Here is a 17387-nt window from a genome sequence, read left to right as displayed (position 1 = left end):
TCTTTCAGGAGGTGCGATAAAATGAGTGAATTGAACGGGAATTTGCCGGAAGAAAAGGATTCTACCCCTCGTGAGACGGGTGAAGAGGGATACGTGGATATTGTGGTCCAAAAGCAGGGAACCAGCTATATCCTGACGGGTATAGGCGGTACTGTGGGGGAGATGACCTATCACATGGTCGACGTCGATACCTGGATCGTGAATCATACGTTCATCGATCCCAAGTACCGGGGCCGCAACCTGGGCCGGATGCTGCTGGATTGTGTCGTCGCTGAAGCCCGCGAGAACGGCCGCAAAATCATTCCAGCCTGCTCGTACGTATTGGAGCAATTTAAGCAGAATCCGGATGAATTTGCGGATGTTTGGCTGAAGGAAGGCGAGACGAAATACTCGGATACGTACAGCTCCGACAGTATTTTGAAAGGCTGACAAGACCGTCAGATGAAGCGTGGACGGGAAAAGCGCGAGTCCGTGAGGACCCGTGCTTTTTGCGCTGCCTGTAAAGACAGGCTTGCCGGAGTGCTTTTGTTTTTATACTCGCTTATCTTTGATAATTTACAAAAATTTGGAATCCATGCTAAGATAAATGAGGCAAAATTAAAGCGCTTTAATTTTGTGGATGCACCGCTTTACCAATCTGATCATATGAGGAGAGGAAGCGAAATGCGGAAGGATCGAGTTTTTCCGGGAAAAAGCATGAGGCGTTCCATCAGCCTGTTCGTCGTGTTCCTGCTGCTGGCGCTGGACTTGGCCGGAGCCGCTGCGGCAAGCGGGACGGCGGGAACGGGCAGCGGCGCACGGACGGAAGCGGCGGCGGTTAAAGAAACGCTGGCGCAGTGGATTTTTAAAGACAAGGGCACCAACGGTGTGTTCCCCGCCACGGGCGGTGTGTTCCAATCGGCTTCTTCCATCCGAGACATAGGCACCGGTACCGACCAGTACACATACGAACCGGGTGAAAACAGCGTCCGCAACCAGGGCTGGCACGACGGCAGCGGCAAGAAGTATTGGCTGGCGGCGCTTTCCACACAAGGATACGAAAATATCACCCTGTCTTCGCAGCAGACTTCATCAAGCACGGGTCCGCGTGACTTCAAGGTTCAATTCAGCATCGATCAGCAGACGTGGACGGACGTTCCGAACGGAAAGCTGGTTCTCGCCCAAAATAATTTCAGTTGTCCGAACAATGCCTGCAAATTGGCTGATCTTCCTCTGCCGCAGGCGGCCAACAATCAGGGTGTCCTGTACGTCCGCTGGGTCGTAAACTCGACCGTCAGTGCAAGCGGCGGCACGGTATCCAGCTCCGGCTCCAGCCGGATCAAGGATGTACTCATAACCGGCGAACGCGGAAGCGGCGAGCCGGGAGAAAATCCGACGACGGCCGTAAGCAGAACTCCCGCTCCGGGAGCGGCCGATGCGGCTGTGAACACTGAAATCAGCGTGACTTTCAACAAAGCCGTAGTGCAGGATAACGCGTATAAAGCGGCGGTCACGGACAGCGGCGGCGCTTCGCTTTCCGGCGTCTCGTCGACGGTAAGCGGCAGCACGCTGAAAATCAGCCATCCCGATTTGGCCGCCGGAAAAACCTACAAGGTTACCGTACCCAAGGGACTCGTAAAAGGCGCCCAGGACGGCGTAAACCCGTCCGCCGATATTACGTGGAGCTTCACCACAAGGCTGCCGGACTCCGGCAACAAAGCGCCTTCGCTGCTGAACATGACGTTCAACGGCGATCCGAAAACGAGCATTTCGTTCGACTGGTATACGGCAGAGACGGTGAAGGGCACCGTTGTCCAGGTGGTCGAGGCTTCCAAAGCTCCGGAAGGCACGTTCCCGGCTGATTTGGCGCAGAGCTATACAGGCAGCGCCACCGTTATCGACACGTTAATGACCGCGAGCGACAGAAGCTCGAAGAAATACAAGAAATTCGCCAGTCACAAAGCGACCGCTAACGGGCTTAAACCGGGTACGAAGTATGTGTACAGGGTCGGCAACGGGGATGCGGACGGCTGGAGCGAGACCGGTTCTTTTACGACGGACCGGGCCGACAACCAGGATTTTCATTTCCTGTACGTGACCGACACGCAGGGCTCCAGCAAATCCAACTTCGAGCTTTGGCAGGACACGTTCAAGAGAGCCATCGAAAAAACCGTAGATCCCAAATTCGTCCTGCTGACGGGCGATTTGACGGATGACGGCGATCTGGAGCAGCTGTGGCAGTGGTTCCTGGGCGTTCCGAAAAAGGAATTCGCCAACGTGCCGTTCGCTCCGATTATCGGCAACCATGAGGTGGAGGACTATCCCAACAATAACTTTTATAACCACTTCAATCTGCCCAAAGATGTCGGCACAGGCGCCCATGACGGATCGGTGTATGCGTTTGAATACGGCGATGCGCTCTTTATGCAGATCAACTCGCAGTACGAGGGCGATGTCTCTCCGTATAAAGCCGATCCCCAATTTACGAAGCAGCTGGAATGGATGAGGAATCAGGTGGCCAAGTCGGATAAGAAATGGAAATTCGTTTCCATGCACAAAGGCCCTTATTCCTCGGGAGATAACGCGTCCGCTGAAGACGACCGGGTCAAATTTTACCGCAAGTATCTCATTCCGGTATTCGACGAGCTGGGCGTGGACATGGTTTTTGAAGGACATGACCATATGTACATGAGATCCTACCAGATGCTGAATAACGTTCCCATCAAAAACGTCATTATCGACGAGCAGGGCAATGTGGTGAACCCGAAAGGTACCGTGTACCTGATGGGCAACTCCGCCGCTTCGAAGTTCTACGACCGGAATCCGGACGCGGATACGTTCTTCGCCGCCAAGAACGAGCAGCCGAACAAGAAGATGTTCGTGGATGTATCGATCACCGGCGACGTTCTCAAATTCACGTCCTACACGGCCGTAAAAGATAAACCTGTCGCTGTCTACGAGTCCTACAGCATCAAGCGGACGGACGGCAAACCCGGCAAAGTGGAGAATGCCGGCGCCGTCAAGCAGTCGAACAAGGCGGTTATTTCCTGGAAAGCTCCGGCCAGCACCTCCGAGCCTGTCAGAGGCTACCGCATTTACGAGAAAAACGGCAGGGCAGGCATCCTCTGGAGCGCCTATGTTCCGGCGGTCAGCGGGCAAACCGCCTACAGCTATACGCTGAATGGCATCGATTCCTCACAAACCTACGAGTTTGTCGTTAAAGCGGTGGGGGGAAGAAATAATTCGGAGCCGGTCGAAATCAGTACGGCAGGCGGTACGAAGTGACCCCAAGCGGGAAAAATTAGAAATTCGCGGCTTGACATCTTTCGGAGGCGAATCTATAATTTCTAGCCATAAGGCATTGACCAAAGACACGATTCCCTTCACGGGCTGCCCAGAGAGAGAAGCGCCAGCTGAAAGTTTCTCCTGCCGACGGATGCGGAATTACCCCTTTGCAGCCGTGGCATCGAACCCGCAATGAAACCGGCGGCAGTAGATGGCACCGGATCATCTCCGTTACCTGATGCCAAATGAGGATTCTGCGCGCTTTACGGCAGATCAAATGAGGGTGGAACCACGAGCTGAACGCACTCGTCCCTTTGTGGATGAGCTGCGTTTTTTTGCGTTCAACAAAACACTCGTGGAGGGATAGACGATGAACATTCAAGTGAAATTGCCAGACGGATCGGTCCGGGAGTACTCCGGAGGGACAACGGTCGAAGAGGCGGCTCAGTCTATCAGTCCGGGACTCCGCAAAAACGCGTTTGCCGGCAAACTGGACGGCAAACCGGTCGATCTGAACACGGTCATCGACCGGGACGGCGCTTTGGAGATTATTACGCCGGACAGCGCCGAAGGGCTGGACATTTACCGGCACAGCACGGCGCACCTTATGGCCCAGGCCATCAAGCGGATTTACGGCAGCAAGGCCGTGAAGCTCGGCATCGGACCGGTAATCGAAGACGGGTTTTACTACGACCTGGATCTCGAAAAGCCGCTTTCCACCGAAGACCTCGCCGCCATCGAGAAGGAGATGGAGAAGATCGCGGGCGAAAACCTGCCGATCGTCCGACGGGTCGTAAGCCGGGAGGAAGCCCTCCGCATCTTCGGCGAAATGGAGGATCCCTTGAAGCTGGAGCTGATCCGCGATCTGCCGGAAGAGGCGGAAATTTCGGTCTACGAACAGGGAGAGTTTGTCGACCTGTGCAGGGGACCGCATCTGCCATCGACGGGGCGGATCAAGGCGTTCAAGCTGCTGAACGTGGCGGGCGCTTACTGGCGCGGAGACTCCGCCAACAAGATGCTGCAGCGCATCTACGGCACGTCGTTCCCGAAGAAAGCGCAGCTTGACGAGCATCTGCATCTGCTGGAGGAAGCCAAGAAGCGCGACCACCGCAAGCTGGGCAAGGAACTCGGCCTGTTCATGTTCTCCGAAGAAGCCCCCGGCATGCCGTTCTACCTGCCCAAAGGGATGACGATCCGCACGGAGCTGGAAAGCTTCGCCCGGGAACTGCAGCGGCAGCGGGAATACGACGAAGTGCGCACGCCGTTCATGATGAACAGACGCCTCTGGGAGCAGTCGGGACACTGGGACCATTACAAGGACAACATGTACTTTACCGATGTGGATGATACGAGTTTCGCATTGAAGCCCATGAACTGTCCGGGCCATATGCTGATCTATAAAAACAGCCTGCACTCGTACCGGGAGCTTCCCATACGTCTTGCCGAGTACGGGCAGGTGCACCGGCACGAGATGTCCGGAGCGCTGAACGGAATGATGCGCGTGCGCACATTCTGCCAGGACGATGCGCATCTGTTTGTCCGCCCCGATCAGATCGAAGAAGAAATCGGCCGGGTGATCGAGCTGATCGACCATATTTACGGCGTCTTCGGGTTCGAGTACAAGATCGAGCTGTCCACGCGTCCCGAGGACTCCATGGGCTCCCAGGAGCTGTGGGATCAGGCGGAGGGCTCCCTGAAAAGCGTGCTCGATAACCGCGGCATCGAATACCGGATCAACGAGGGCGACGGCGCGTTCTACGGGCCGAAAATCGACTTCCACATCCTCGATGCGCTTAAGCGGAGCTGGCAGTGCGGCACGATCCAGCTCGATTTTCAAATGCCGGAGAAATTCGATCTCACCTATATCGGCGAGGACAGCCTGAAGCACCGGCCGGTCGTTATCCACCGGGCCGTGTACGGGTCGGTCGACCGGTTCATCGGGATCATCACCGAGCATTACAGCGGTGCTTTCCCGCTCTGGCTGGCGCCGGTGCAGGTGAAGCTGCTGCCGGTATCCGACCCCTATGCCGATTACGCCATGCTCGTAAAGAAATCGCTGGACGAAGCGGGCATCCGGACGGAAATCGACCTGAGGGGCGAGAAGCTGGGCTACAAGATCCGTGAAGCGCAGCTGGAAAAAGTGCCGTACATGTTTGTTCTCGGCGAGAACGAAAAAAATACGGGCACGGCGGCGGTCCGCAAACGCGGAGAAGGGGATTTGGGACCTAGATCGATCGAGGAGATTTGCGGGCAGATTCTTGAAGAAATCCGCAATAAAGCTTAGAAACGGAAGAAAAAGAATACCCGGAAGGCGGGCTTCTTGTTTTCGTGAAGGACTTCAAGAGAAAAATCCGGGCGGGCGTTTCGCTCGGACCCGCCTGACACGAAAGGATGAAGGGCGATGACGGAACGTATTCCGTGCAGAAGCGCGGACTGCCGGGTGACGATCCTTCCCCGGACGGCCGAGAAGACAGGCGGTTACTGTATGCCCTGCGTACAGAACCGGGAGCGGCTGGAACGGGAGGAATTTATACGCCGGAACCGGAGGGACGTGAATCTCTATGAGGGGATAACGGACCCCGTGGAGATTTTGAAAATCATGTGCGAGCGGAGAGTCCCGGATCCTCTTATCCGTTATACGGCATACGAGAAAACGGCCGAAGAGCTGTATGCCTCCTTGTCCGGGGCGGATGCGGAGAGGATGCAAGCTTACGCGGCCGAGTTGATTTCGGAAGATGAGCTCGATATTACGGAAGATATATTGTTATCGCTGGTATGCTTCAGAGGTATACATGTGCACGATTGCCTGCCTGCTCTTATCGGCAAGGGGCGCTATTACCCCGGCATTCTCTTCAGGCAGGCTCCTTCCGCCATCCGGGACTTTCTGCTGGATCAAGTGGAAAAGGACGCGGAGAACCGCAACTTCCTTCTGCTTGCGCTGGCCTGGGTCGGAGATGAGGCGGTGGCGGTCCGCTTTAATCAATGGCGGGAGACGCCGCCGGTCTGGGCCGGGGAGCTGTATGTACCTCCTCACCGGTACTCGCTTGAGGCAGGATGGGTGCTGAACGGGGAAGGTTCGCGAAGCGACTTGTTTTACAAGGAGTGCCGGACTTTCGAGAAAGGGACGCCTTCCGGCGTCGAGCCTGCCGCCCTTTTCGGTGAAACCGGAGAGATTTGCAGAGGCTGCGGGAACAAACTGACCGTTCTGTTCGATCTGGACCTTAAGCATCCCTCGCTGCGGTTTCTGGACATGGAAGGCGAGAGGCTGAAAATCGCGACCTGCTTGAGCTGTACCTGCTATGACTTTCTTTTTACCGATATAGACGGAAAAGGGGGAAGCGGCTGGAGCCGGTACAATCCCGTCCCCGCCGTTTCTCCGGTGCAGGAAGAGGGCGGCCCGCCGGATGCCGGAGAGCGGCCCGCTCTGCGGTTCTCCGGTAAGGAGCGGGGAACGTACTATGCCGCCGTCTGGACTCAGGAGCCGGCCGTGGCTTCCCAAGTGGGAGGCCATCCCACGTGGATTCAGGATGCGGCGTACCCGGATTGTCCGGGATGCTCGGCGAAAATGACCTTCCTGGCCCAATTCTCCTGGGAGGATGCGGATGATTACGGCGAAGGAATTACGTATGCGTTCGTCTGCAAGGACTGCCAAGTGGCGGCTACTCACTTCCAGCAGACGTAGGCTTCGTTCGTGCCCGGCTTGCCGCGGCAGGCAGGTTTGCCGGCCGGTATACGGCCAGCCCGGCGGTGGCCTGCGAATGCGGGCCATATCGGTGGCCGGACCGGCCGCTGCATGCCGCACCGTGCGATGCATGCTCCACCGTGCGCTGGAAGGTGCATACCGCGCGAAGGTGACTTGCTGCGGCGGCACTTGGCAGAGCTCATCAAAAAAAGCGCCCCCATTTTAACGGGGGCGCTTTTTTGGCTTTTACCAGCGCGATACAGGCTGGGTAAATGGCGATCCAGCGTTGGCCGGTCAGGTTACGTTCGTGACGCTCCGGGTAATAACCTCGGTCAGTTCGGCTTTGTGAGCTTCGTAAGCTTCCGGGGACAAGCTTCCGCCGGCGAAGCGCTCATCCAGCTGGGCGGACAACTGCGCCGTCTGCAAGTCGATGACATCCTGCACATCGCGCGAACGACTGGCCGCTACCTCGGCAAGAGACTGCCCGTTATACAGAGCGTCGTAGATTTCTTCGTCGGAAGTGACGCCCAGCGCCTGATGCAGTTCGTCCCGGACGGGTGCGATTGCGGTTTGGGTGGCGGCGGTTTTCACTTTATCGAATGCGGCTGGATTATCCGGGATCATGATATGGACTTCGGCGGTGCTTTCTTCATTCCAGAACCCGGCGCCGATCGTGATGGCAAAGGCGACCGTGCCTGCGATTAAAATATGTTTGGGTCTCATGCGTATTTCCTCTTTTCTGTAAACGAATAGGTAGGTCGAGCGGGCAAACGGGCAAACGTATCTATAAGCGTAAGTAGGCAGATAAGCGAATGGAGTGAATTCGTATGTAGGTTGAAAAGGACTTCCTCTAAGTCTTATACGAAGCAGACGGGTTTCCGTTGCGCGGAGGGAATTATTACCCGGCAAATTCTCTTCTAAAACGGGTTGAGGCAAACGTTTGAACCGCTGTCCTGAACCCATTGTAACCGGCAGTTCTTAAAAGGGGATTAAATCAGCCTGAATCTGCTCTGAAATCTGTAGATGCAAAAAAACCCTCCGGCTGCAACCTGGAGGGGATAGACGAAACAACGGCCTTGGCATACAGCAGGCCGGGAAATATAAAAGATGCCGATACTTCGGCCGGACGGCAGGCTATTCCGCATCCAGGAGCTTAAGCTCCTGCGCGGTGACGAGCGCCTGGGTACGGGAGGAGACGCCCAGCTTCTCATACAAACGCGAGAGGTAAACCTTGACCGTGCCCTCGGAAAGTGTCAGATGCTCCGCCATCTGTTTGTTGGTAGCGCCCTGACGGATAAGGCGGAGCAGGCTGATCTCGCTGCGGCTGAGTTCTTCCGCGAGCGCCGGGTCCGCGGCTTTGCGCCGGGCAGATGCGGGCATGAACAGGCTGAGCAGCATCAGAACATAATCCTGCAGCCCGTCCCCCTGCCCGGCCGTCTCCGGGGTCAAGCGGTACTGTCTGGCATAAGCCCGCAGAAGGGTTTCCATGGCGGAACCTTCATCGAGGAAACTCCGGATGTAGCCGTTCTGCGAACCCAGCTCCAACGCTTCGTGCAGATGGCGCAGCGCCGTTGTACGCTGACCCCGCTGATTTTCCAGAAGCGCCTGCAAAATGCCGATTTCGATGATGCCAGACAGAAGCTGCTCCCGCTCGCACTGGGGTTTAAGCAGCTCCAGCAGGCGCAGCGCTTCTTTCTCCTTGCGCTGGCTGCCGAGCGCGCGCGCCAGCGTCACGTACTCGAACTCCTGCCGGAAGCCGGGCTTATCCTTACCGGACACACCGAGCTGCGGCAGCGCCTTTTTCACGTCTGCGGAGCGGTCTTCTTTAAGATACAGGCGGATTCTGGCCGCCTGCAAAAGCTGCCGCCAGCGGCTGTCTTCCAGCCCGGAGGCTGCCTCGAAAGCTTCGTCCACAGCGGAATGGGCCAGTTCGAAGCGCCCTTCCGCCGCATACAGCATGGCCTGCGTCAGGTGCATCGGCACATACAAGCCGGGCAGCTCCCTGGCCGGGGCTGAACGTGAGACCAGCACCGCCAGCCTCCGGCTGTCCTCCAGCCGGTTCCATTCATAGTAGCCCTCGCTGAGCGACTGCATGACGTACAAATAGATGTAGGAACCCTGCCAGCCCCTGGCTTCCAGCAGGTCTGTGAACATGGCTCCGATCCTTTCCGTATCGGGCGACAGTACGCCTTTGAGGCCGAGCGGAGTCCGTCTGACGAGCGGCTCGGACCGGTTGTAGTTAAACGTGTAAAAGGCCGGATCGGCGGGTAAAATGTCATGCAGCAGAGTGCCTATATGAGCAAACCATTTATCGAAAATGCCTGTAATAAACATCAGATTCGAACGCACGAAGAGCAGTCCGCTTTGCAGCTCTTTCCGCTCCTCCTGCTCCATGGCGGCATCCAGGGACGCTTCCACACGGTCCAGCAGCAGCTCGGCCTGCTCGGCCTGGCCCGTCATGAGAAGAACGAAGGCATAGTGCAGAGACAACGCGGGCGGTATGGCATACGCCGGGGGAAAGCTGCGGAACCAGCGCAGGAGGTTGCCGAGTTCTCCGCTTTCCAAAACGGCCGGGATATGGGCCTTTAGGCAGCTTGCCAGCAGAGAATAATCTTCGCCGGCTATGGCGTATTCCACCGCTTCATTCATAAAGCCGCGCGAAATGCAGGCCGCACTTGCCAGGCGGTTAAGCCGCAGCCATTCCTCCGGATGCTTGCGTTTAAGCAGCTCCTGGAGAAACCCGGCAAACAAATGATGGTACCGGAACCAGGCATCGCGCTCGTCCAGGGGCAGCAGGAAAAGATTTGATTTTTTAGCCAGCTCAAGCAGGTTCCGGGCATCTGCCCTTTCCGTGACCGCATCGCATAAATCGGCGTCCATCTCTTGCAGAACGGACGTTTTCAGCACGAAAGAATAGAGGTCCGGCGGAAGCTGCGAGGCAACCTCCTCAAATAAATAATCCGAAACAACCCGGTGGTCCCCGTGGAATTCATCGAGAAAACGTGCGGTGTCCGTTCCGGATTGAAGAGACAGCAGCGCCAGCTGTAAACCGGTTACCCAGCCTTCCGTCCGTACGGCGAGACGCCGGATCTGTTCATCCGTTAGAGGCTGATTGTGAACATCCCGGTAAAAAGCCGCGGTTTCATCGGCCGTAAACTGTAGGGTGGCCGTGTGCAGCTCGTTATGCTCCCGCTTCGCGATCCATTTCACAGTCGAAAAAGGCAGCTCGCTGCGGCTTGCGATAAGCACGTGAAGCGCAGACGGCAGGTACTCGATAAAATAAGCCAGACTGTCGTGAATCCGCGTGTCTCCGATCAGGTGATAGTCATCGAGAACAAGCACCATTTTTCCGGGAAGCTCGTAAAGCTCGTTTAAAAGCGCGTCCAGGAAAGTGGAGACGGAAATATCCTGCAGCGACAGGGTAAGCGCCGTAAGCCGCTGCCCGGCCGGCTCTCCGGCCTTATCGGCCAGTGAGCGGACGAGCGTGCGCCAGAAGCGGATAAAATCGTTGTCTCTGGCATCCAGGGACAACCAGGCGCAGGCGCAGGTAGGCCCGCTGTTGTGTGCCCACTGGGTAAGCAGCGTGGTTTTGCCGAATCCCGCGGGAGCGCACACAAGCGTAAGCCGCCCGTTTATTCCCTTGGACAAAGAATCGGTCAGCCGCCCGCGGGCAACCAGATTCGCCTTTGGAAAGGGTGTCGTTATTTTGGTTTTTAAAATGACGGGGGCATCGGGAGCCGTATCAGTCATAAGTCCTCCACAAGCGGCAGAGAGCCGCGGTCGTTTCCATCTGTTTTGTATCATTATATAAAAAAACAAGCTCCAAGTTAACTTAAGTTAATGGATAATTTCATTTGCAATTCGTAAAGTTGCCGCGAGTTTTTCTGCCGGATGAAGGCACCGGCCCCCCAAACTATAGTAAAGGGAGCGGCCTATTGTGGGGACTAAGCCGGACGGGGAATTTAAGGGAGGACAGCTTTCCCTGTTCTCTAGCACTGTATGGGATGCCTGTGTGAACCTGCCTCGCAAGCGGAAAGCGATCCGTAAGCATACCCGGGATATGATCCGGTTGCCCTAATTTTAGAGGCTCATGCATTGAACCGGAGACTTGGACGGGAGGTTTCAACATACCCGCCGGTCGAACCGGTATTACAGCAGGATGGACTGAAACGAAAAAAAACGCCGGCCCTTTACGGGCGGCGTTTTTTTTATTGGCTGCACATTGCCGTATATCCCGCCGGTCCGGCTGAACGCCGGTATCGACGGGAAAACGGTATGCGCGCGTCAGATGTAATTGAGGCCGGAGGTCGACGGAAACGGAACCGGGAACAAACCCGTAAGCGTTTCGCGCCACTGTGCCGGTGTCCCTTCGGGAAGAACCGGCGCTGCAGCCGAATCCGCTGCCTCTTCCGGCATTACGAACGCTCCGTCGAACAGAAGCGCGATCCACGCGTCAGCATCCAGTTCCAGGTCATCCAGGCCCGGATAGGATAACCGGATGCCGCGATCGGCCGCGCCGGGGCTCCCTTCCAGCCCCGCCGCTTTTTCCGGCTGCAGCCCAGCCAGGTACGGCTTGAGGCGCCGGAAAAGACGGGCCGCATCGGGCACGTACACGGTGCCCAGAATCTGCTCGTCCGCGAACGGAGCATGCTCTTGCAGCAGCGCGGCCAGTCGGGCATCGTGCCGGGAAGCCAGCACGTCGAGCTTCTCCGGCGCCGCGGTTTCCAGCGCATGCGCGAGCAGAGCGGCTACGGCCGGAGTTTCGCCCGCCCATTCGATGGCGAACGGCGTCATCTTCGGCCGGAGGCTTCCCGGAAGCGCGGCGACCAGGAACGCGGCCGGAACACCGCGGCGTTCCGCGACGTAGACGCGGTGGCCGAGCTTCACGCATCTCGCGTAAGCCTGCGCGTCAATGAGCATGGCCAAGTCCCACTGGCTCTGCTCGAAGGCGACTTCGCGGGAAGCGGCCAGCTTGGCCAGGGCGGGCAGGTCGCTGCGCGTCCATTCCCGGCAGAGGAACGGCTCAGCCGCAGCCGCGCCGCCGGAAGCGCCAGCCTGCGAAGCTGGCGGAGCAGCCGTGTCGGCCGCGCCTGCACCGGCTTGTGCCGCCGCAGCCGCGCCGGACGCCGCTTCGCGCAGCGCAGGGGCCATTTCCGGCGTAAGGGTATAACGCCGGATTGTCCCGAACGTGCGGCAGCCAGCGCGCGTGTACAGGCTTCTCGTGCCGGACACGAGGATGAGGTCGCCGTCTGCCGCGGCGACTTGTTCCTTGACGGCATCGAGCAGCTTGCCGGCAACCCCGTGGCCCCGTGCTTCGGGGGCCGTGCAGACCGCGCCGACGGAGAACACGTTAAGCCGCGCGGCCCCGATCCGGACGGCGGACGGGAGAAGTCCCATAAAAGCCGTCATGCGGCCGTCTTCTCCATACGCTCCGAACGAATAAGAAGTGACGGCGGAGAACAAATAAGGGAAGCCGGCGGCCATCGATACCTGCTCGCCGTCCCGGAAAATCGAGTCGGCAAGCGCCGCGGCTCCGGTCATTTCATCAGGTTTCACTAAGCGGACATTCATGTGCATGCAACCTTTCGCTGAGAAATAAACGCTTATGAGGCGCTTTCGGACGATTCAACCGCCGTGCGGACTTGGCCGCCGGTTTCCTTTAACTTGCGTGCCGCTTCATCATAGGACATGCCGGCAAGAAGCATGACGATGGCGGTTTTGACGTGGCCCTGGGATTCCGTGTAAGCCCGGGAAATCTCTTCGCTGTCCGCGCCTGTCGCCATCGCAATGAGGCGTTTCGCGCGTTCGACCAGCTTGTAGTTGGAAGGCTGAACGTCCACCATCAGATTATCATAAACTTTGCCCAGACGTACCATGGACGCCGTCGTGAGCATGTTCAGCACCATTTTTTGAGCGGTGCCCGCTTTCATGCGGGTCGATCCGAGCACGACTTCCGGACCGACTACGGGCTCAATGGCCAGATCGGCAATAGCCGCCATCGGGGTGCCGTGGTTGTTGCATAGGGCGATGACTTTCGCCCCGTGTTCGCGGGCGCGTTTCATGGCGCCGATCACGTAAGGCGTCCTGCCGCTTGCCGCGATACCGACAACGACGTCTTTGGTGCTGATGCCGCAGGCATCCGCATCGTCGCGTCCGAGCTGCTCGCTGTCTTCGGCTCCCTCGACGGCTTTCAGAATCGCAGCGGGTCCCCCCGCAATGATTCCCTGAATCAGCTTGGGATCGGTTCCGTAAGTGGGCGGACATTCGGACGCGTCGAGAATACCCAGCCTTCCGCTTGTTCCCGCCCCGAAATAAAAGAGCCTGCCGCCTGCGGACAGCCGCTGCGTGATCCAATCAACCGCTTCGGCGACGGCCGGAAGCACCTGCCGGACCGTTTCCGCAACGGTTAAATCCTCCTGGTTGATCAGCGTGACAATGTCCAGGGCCGATCTCTGGTCGAGCTGGCGGGTCCGGGGATTTTGCTGCTCGGTCGTAAGACTGTGTATGTTTTCTTTCATAAGGTACCTCCGGTAGTTAAAAAGAGATAGAAAGGCAGCATCGCCGTTTTCTGCATCGCCGCTGTCTACTTCGCCGTGCGGGCAGCCGCAAGCTCCCCGGCGTAGTGGGCGGCGCCTGCGGATGATCGGCGGCCGGACAAGATGACGTCCGATAAATCGTCTTCCTGGGATACGTTCACCCGGAAGGTATCGTAGAAGAGCGGACAATGTGCGAAAATCGATCCGGCCGCGCCGATTTGCAGGCCGTGAAGCTCGGGATGGCGGTTTCGGAGCGCAACGACAAGGTCGGCGAGATCTTCGGCCGAGCGCACGATGATTTGCCGGGCGAGCGTATCTCCCGCCGCGGCCGCACGGACGGCGAGCTCCGCGTGCTCGGCAATCTGCGCCTTCTGCACGCCGGGCTGATAAACGATTCCGCGCAGCTCCGGCGCTTCCCGGATGCCGTGCTTTTGAAGGACGGCTTCTGTGAGCGCGGTCGGGGGAAGGACGCCGTCATAGCTTTTCATGACGGTTTGAAGAACGGAGAGCCCGATGTCGTAGCCGCTGCCTTGATCACCGAGCAGATGCCCCCAGCCTCCGGCACGGTACTTCTTTCCTTGAGAATCGAAGGCGTAAATGATGGAGCCCGTGCCTGCAATGGCGATAAGGCCGGTACTGGAGCCGAGGGCGGCTTTCAGCGCGATTTCGGCATCGTTTTTAATGAGAAGAGCAACACCTTCGTAAGCACTTCCCGTAAGCGTCCGGGTCAGATATTGCTCCATCGTGGCGCGTTCTTCGGCGGTGTCCACACCGGCAAGGCCGGCGCAAACGGCCAGGCATCTATGTCCCGGCAAAGCTTCCCTGACCGTGGCGAGAAGCCGGCCGAGCTCTGCGGATGCGGTTGCGAAAGTAACGGCATGGGGATTTCCCGGGCCGCCCGTCCAGGTACCGAGCTCCGCGCCGTTCAAGTCGATTGCGAGGGCTTCGGTTTTGGTGCCGCCGCCGTCAAGGCCGATGACGTAATCCATGGGAGTCACCTTTTCTTCCGTTATTTTTGTGGAAAGTGAAAGTATGCCGGCATGATGTATAAAACGCAGCCGATTGCCTGCCGCGGCCGGAGCCGGGCGGGATCGGGATTATCGACTTTGGAAATCGAGTGAATGCGAAACGGGATAAAGCAGCTTCCACCGTTAAATAAAGATGCGGAAACAGGAGAAAAAAGGGGGATAAACCTGAAGTCCCTGCCAATAGTATAGCGGAAGCAGAGGAGGATTGTAAAATAAAAGTTTATGTATTTTTGAAACTTTTGAAATAAAATTTTGATCGAAAACAGGCTTTCAGATGATTTTTAAATGGTTTCAAATCGCCCGTATTAAAAGGAAATTTTCATGAAAATCCGCAAGAAACAAAATTTTATACAGTAAAAAATAATTGAAATAAAATTTCGTAAACGATATAATAGCACATAGAAAGCGGTTACAGTTAATTGGAAAATAATCATTCGATTTTACTATCGACAAGGGAGGGTAACCTCATGCAAGGGAAGGTGAAAACGGGAGCCGACCGGTTTCCGGAAATGGGGCCCGCGCTGCTCAAAGGCCGTAAATTCGGCTTGCTGACGAACCCGACGGGGATCAATCGTGATTTTCAGTCGACCATTAAGGTTAGCGCTTCATTGGAAGGAGCGGAGCTGGGCGCGCTGTTCGCTTGCGAGCATGGTATCCGCGGGGAGCGCCAGGCAGGCGTCCGGTTCGGGGATGAAACCGATCCGGAGCTGGGCATTCCGGTATACAGCCTGTACGGCAAGCATAAAAAACCGACGGCCGACATGCTGTCGGGGCTTCAGGCGATGGTTTTTGACATTCAGGATCTCGGCGTCCGGTTTTATACGTATCTCAGCACGCTGATCTATACCCTTGAAGCCTGCGCCGAAGCGGGCGTCCGCGTGATTGTGCTGGACCGGCCCAATCCGCTCGGCGGGCTTCAGTGGGAAGGCGGCCTGCTGGACGAGAGCCTGCTGTCGATGGTAGGAGCGTGGAGAATGCCCGCCCGTACCGGCATGACCATCGGCGAATTCGCGCTGCTGGCGGCCGATGGGATGAAGACGCCGTGCGAGCTGTATGTCGTCAAGATGGAAGGCTGGGAGCGGAGCATGGAATATTCCGATACCGGGCTGCCTTGGCTTCCGCCGTCGCCGAACATGCCGACCATGGATACGGTGCGTATTTACGCGGGACATTGTCTGTTCGAAGGAACGAACCTGTCGGAAGGACGCGGTACGACCAAACCTTTCGAGCAGGTGGGAGCGCCCTGGCTGAAGGCGGAGGAAACCTGCCGTGAGCTGAATGCGCTGAACCTTCCCGGAGTACGGTTCCATCCCGTCACGTTCACGCCGACCTTCTCGAAACATGCCGGTCAGCTGTGCAACGGTGTCATGACGTTCGTTACGGAGCCGGACGTGTACAAATCGGCCGTTACGGGCCTTCACTTGCTGAGTATGATTCAAAAGCTTCATCCGGCTGAGTTCGAATGGCTGCCTCCTTTCAAGGAAGGCCAGTCCACCTTCATCGACCTGCTGAGCGGCAGCGACCGGATTCGCCTGACTCTGCACGAGCCCGGCGCTTTGGAAGCTATTATCGCTTCCTGGGAACGCGACGGCAAGGAATGGGCCGGCATCCGCAGCAAGTATCTGCTTTACGGAGAAGAAGGGGCGGCTTCCGCCGCCGGGGTCCGCGGCAATGGGGTATGAGGCGGCCGCATCCGGCGCTTCGGCGCTGGGCCTTTCGCCGGAAGGGGTGATCGCCGCCTGCCGGGCCGTTGACCGCGAGATCGCGGCGGGCGTTACTCCCGGAGCGGTGCTGGCCGTCGTGCGCGGAGACCATGACCTCGTATACGCGGCGGGTTACGCCGAGCCGGAAGGCCGTGAGCCTGCCGCCGTACATGACGGCACCCTGTACGACTGCGCCTCGCTCACCAAGGTGGCCGTTACGCTGCCGCTGGTGCTCGGGCTCATAGACGAAGGCCGGCTGACTCTGGATACACCGGCGGCTTCCCGGCTGCCTGAGTTTGCAAGCGGCGGCAAAGAAGAAGTCACGGTAGGCCAGCTTCTGGCGCATACGTCGGGACTTCCGCCGCTGGTTAATCTGCACGCGTCGCATCTGACGCGGGAAGAAATGTGGCAGACGGTGTACCGCACCCCGCTGCAGGCGAAACCCGGTACGCGGATGGCATACAGCGACGTCGGCTACATGACCCTCGGCCGAATAGCCGAGGAGATGCTGGGCGTGCCGCTGGATGTGGCGGCGCACGATAAAATCTTCGGGCCGCTGGGCATGACCGGCGCCGGGTTCTGCCCGCCTGCGGAGCGGGCGGCGGACATCGCGGCGACGGAGTTCGACGCCTCCGCCGGAGTCCGCCTGCACGGCGTCGTCCACGACGAGAACGCCCGCGCCCTCGGCGGCGTCAGCGGCCACGCCGGGCTGTTCGCATCGGCCGGCGATCTCGTCCGCTATGCCCGCATGTGGCTGGGCTGCGGGCTCGTTCCCGCCCCGGCCGGAGGGCCGGACGCCGCGGCGGGAACGGAAGCGCCCGGGCGGCGCATCCTTTCGCGGGCGGCGGCCCTTGCCTCCGTGCGCAGCCGCACGGAGAACATCCCGGGCGCAAACCGCGGCCTCGGCTGGGCGCTCAAGGGCGACCCGCTGGATGCCTCGGGCGACTGGATGGGGCCGCGCAGCTTCGGCCATACGGGCTTCACGGGCACCAGCCTGTGGGTGGACCCCGAGCGGGATCTGGCCGTCGTGCTGCTCACCAACCGGGTCTATTACGGACGGGGCGGAACGGTGGCGGCGCTTCGCGCCTGCGTGCATAACGCGATCGCGGGAGCGGTTGTGACGAACGAGAGATTTTGACTGGACGGTAAACCGAGTAATCCAACCCAAAGGAGC

At 58.3% G+C, this 17387-nt stretch carries 11 protein-coding genes; 6 read left to right on the top strand and 5 right to left on the bottom strand.

Annotated features, from left to right (window positions below; genetic code table 11):
* Positions 1–21 precede the first annotated feature (21 nt).
* The 4 genes from C4S74_RS17955 to C4S74_RS17940 all read left to right on the top strand — a co-directional run bounded on the left by C4S74_RS17955 (position 22) and on the right by C4S74_RS17940 (position 6946).
* Positions 22–429 (top strand): GNAT family N-acetyltransferase, encoded by a 408-nt coding sequence (locus C4S74_RS17955; RefSeq protein WP_103996671.1) that lies wholly within the window; start codon positions 22–24, stop codon positions 427–429.
* Positions 430–663: 234 nt separating this feature from the next.
* A complete protein-coding gene (locus C4S74_RS17950; protein WP_103996670.1) occupies positions 664–3264 on the top strand; it encodes a metallophosphoesterase in 2601 nt (866 codons plus the stop codon).
* Between the two features lie 370 nt (positions 3265–3634).
* Entirely contained in the window at positions 3635–5548 is a 1914-nt protein-coding gene (gene thrS, locus C4S74_RS17945) for a threonine--tRNA ligase (protein ID WP_103996669.1), read from the top strand.
* Positions 5549–5665: 117 nt separating this feature from the next.
* Entirely contained in the window at positions 5666–6946 is a 1281-nt protein-coding gene (locus tag C4S74_RS17940) for a DUF1963 domain-containing protein (RefSeq protein WP_103996668.1), read from the top strand.
* Positions 6947–7240: 294 nt separating this feature from the next.
* On the opposite strand, the gene C4S74_RS17935 is transcribed toward C4S74_RS17940, so the two are convergent.
* The 5 genes from C4S74_RS17935 to C4S74_RS17915 form a co-directional block, all read right to left on the bottom strand.
* On the bottom strand, positions 7241–7669 hold the full coding sequence (locus tag C4S74_RS17935; RefSeq protein ID WP_103996667.1) for a hypothetical protein: 429 nt from the start codon (positions 7667–7669) through the stop codon (positions 7241–7243).
* Positions 7670–8080: 411 nt separating this feature from the next.
* On the bottom strand, positions 8081–10696 hold the full coding sequence (locus C4S74_RS17930) for a LuxR C-terminal-related transcriptional regulator (protein WP_103996666.1): 2616 nt from the start codon (positions 10694–10696) through the stop codon (positions 8081–8083).
* A gap of 534 nt (positions 10697–11230) precedes the next feature.
* A complete protein-coding gene (locus tag C4S74_RS17925) occupies positions 11231–12517 on the bottom strand; it encodes a GNAT family N-acetyltransferase (protein WP_103996665.1) in 1287 nt (428 codons plus the stop codon).
* A 32-nt stretch (positions 12518–12549) separates the two neighbouring features.
* Positions 12550–13464, bottom strand: a complete 915-nt coding sequence (gene murQ / locus C4S74_RS17920) for an N-acetylmuramic acid 6-phosphate etherase (RefSeq protein ID WP_103996664.1) — start codon at positions 13462–13464, stop codon at positions 12550–12552.
* A gap of 65 nt (positions 13465–13529) precedes the next feature.
* A complete protein-coding gene (locus C4S74_RS17915) occupies positions 13530–14471 on the bottom strand; it encodes an N-acetylglucosamine kinase (RefSeq protein WP_103996663.1) in 942 nt (313 codons plus the stop codon).
* 506 nt (positions 14472–14977) lie between these two features.
* On the opposite strand from C4S74_RS17915, the gene C4S74_RS17910 reads away from it, so the two are divergent.
* Positions 14978–16192, top strand: coding sequence for an exo-beta-N-acetylmuramidase NamZ domain-containing protein (locus tag C4S74_RS17910; RefSeq protein WP_103996662.1), 1215 nt, complete (start codon positions 14978–14980; stop codon positions 16190–16192).
* Entirely contained in the window at positions 16182–17351 is a 1170-nt protein-coding gene (locus C4S74_RS17905) for a serine hydrolase (protein ID WP_103996661.1), read from the top strand. Before C4S74_RS17910 ends, C4S74_RS17905 begins: the two co-directional genes overlap by 11 nt.
* Positions 17352–17387 lie beyond the last annotated feature (36 nt).

It is taken from the genome of Paenibacillus sp. UNC499MF (assembly GCF_900107975.1).
Lineage (GTDB): Bacteria > Bacillota > Bacilli > Paenibacillales > NBRC-103111 > Paenibacillus_F.
The sequence above is the reverse complement of the archived record's forward strand: the minus strand, read 5'-3'. Positions and strand labels throughout refer to the sequence as shown.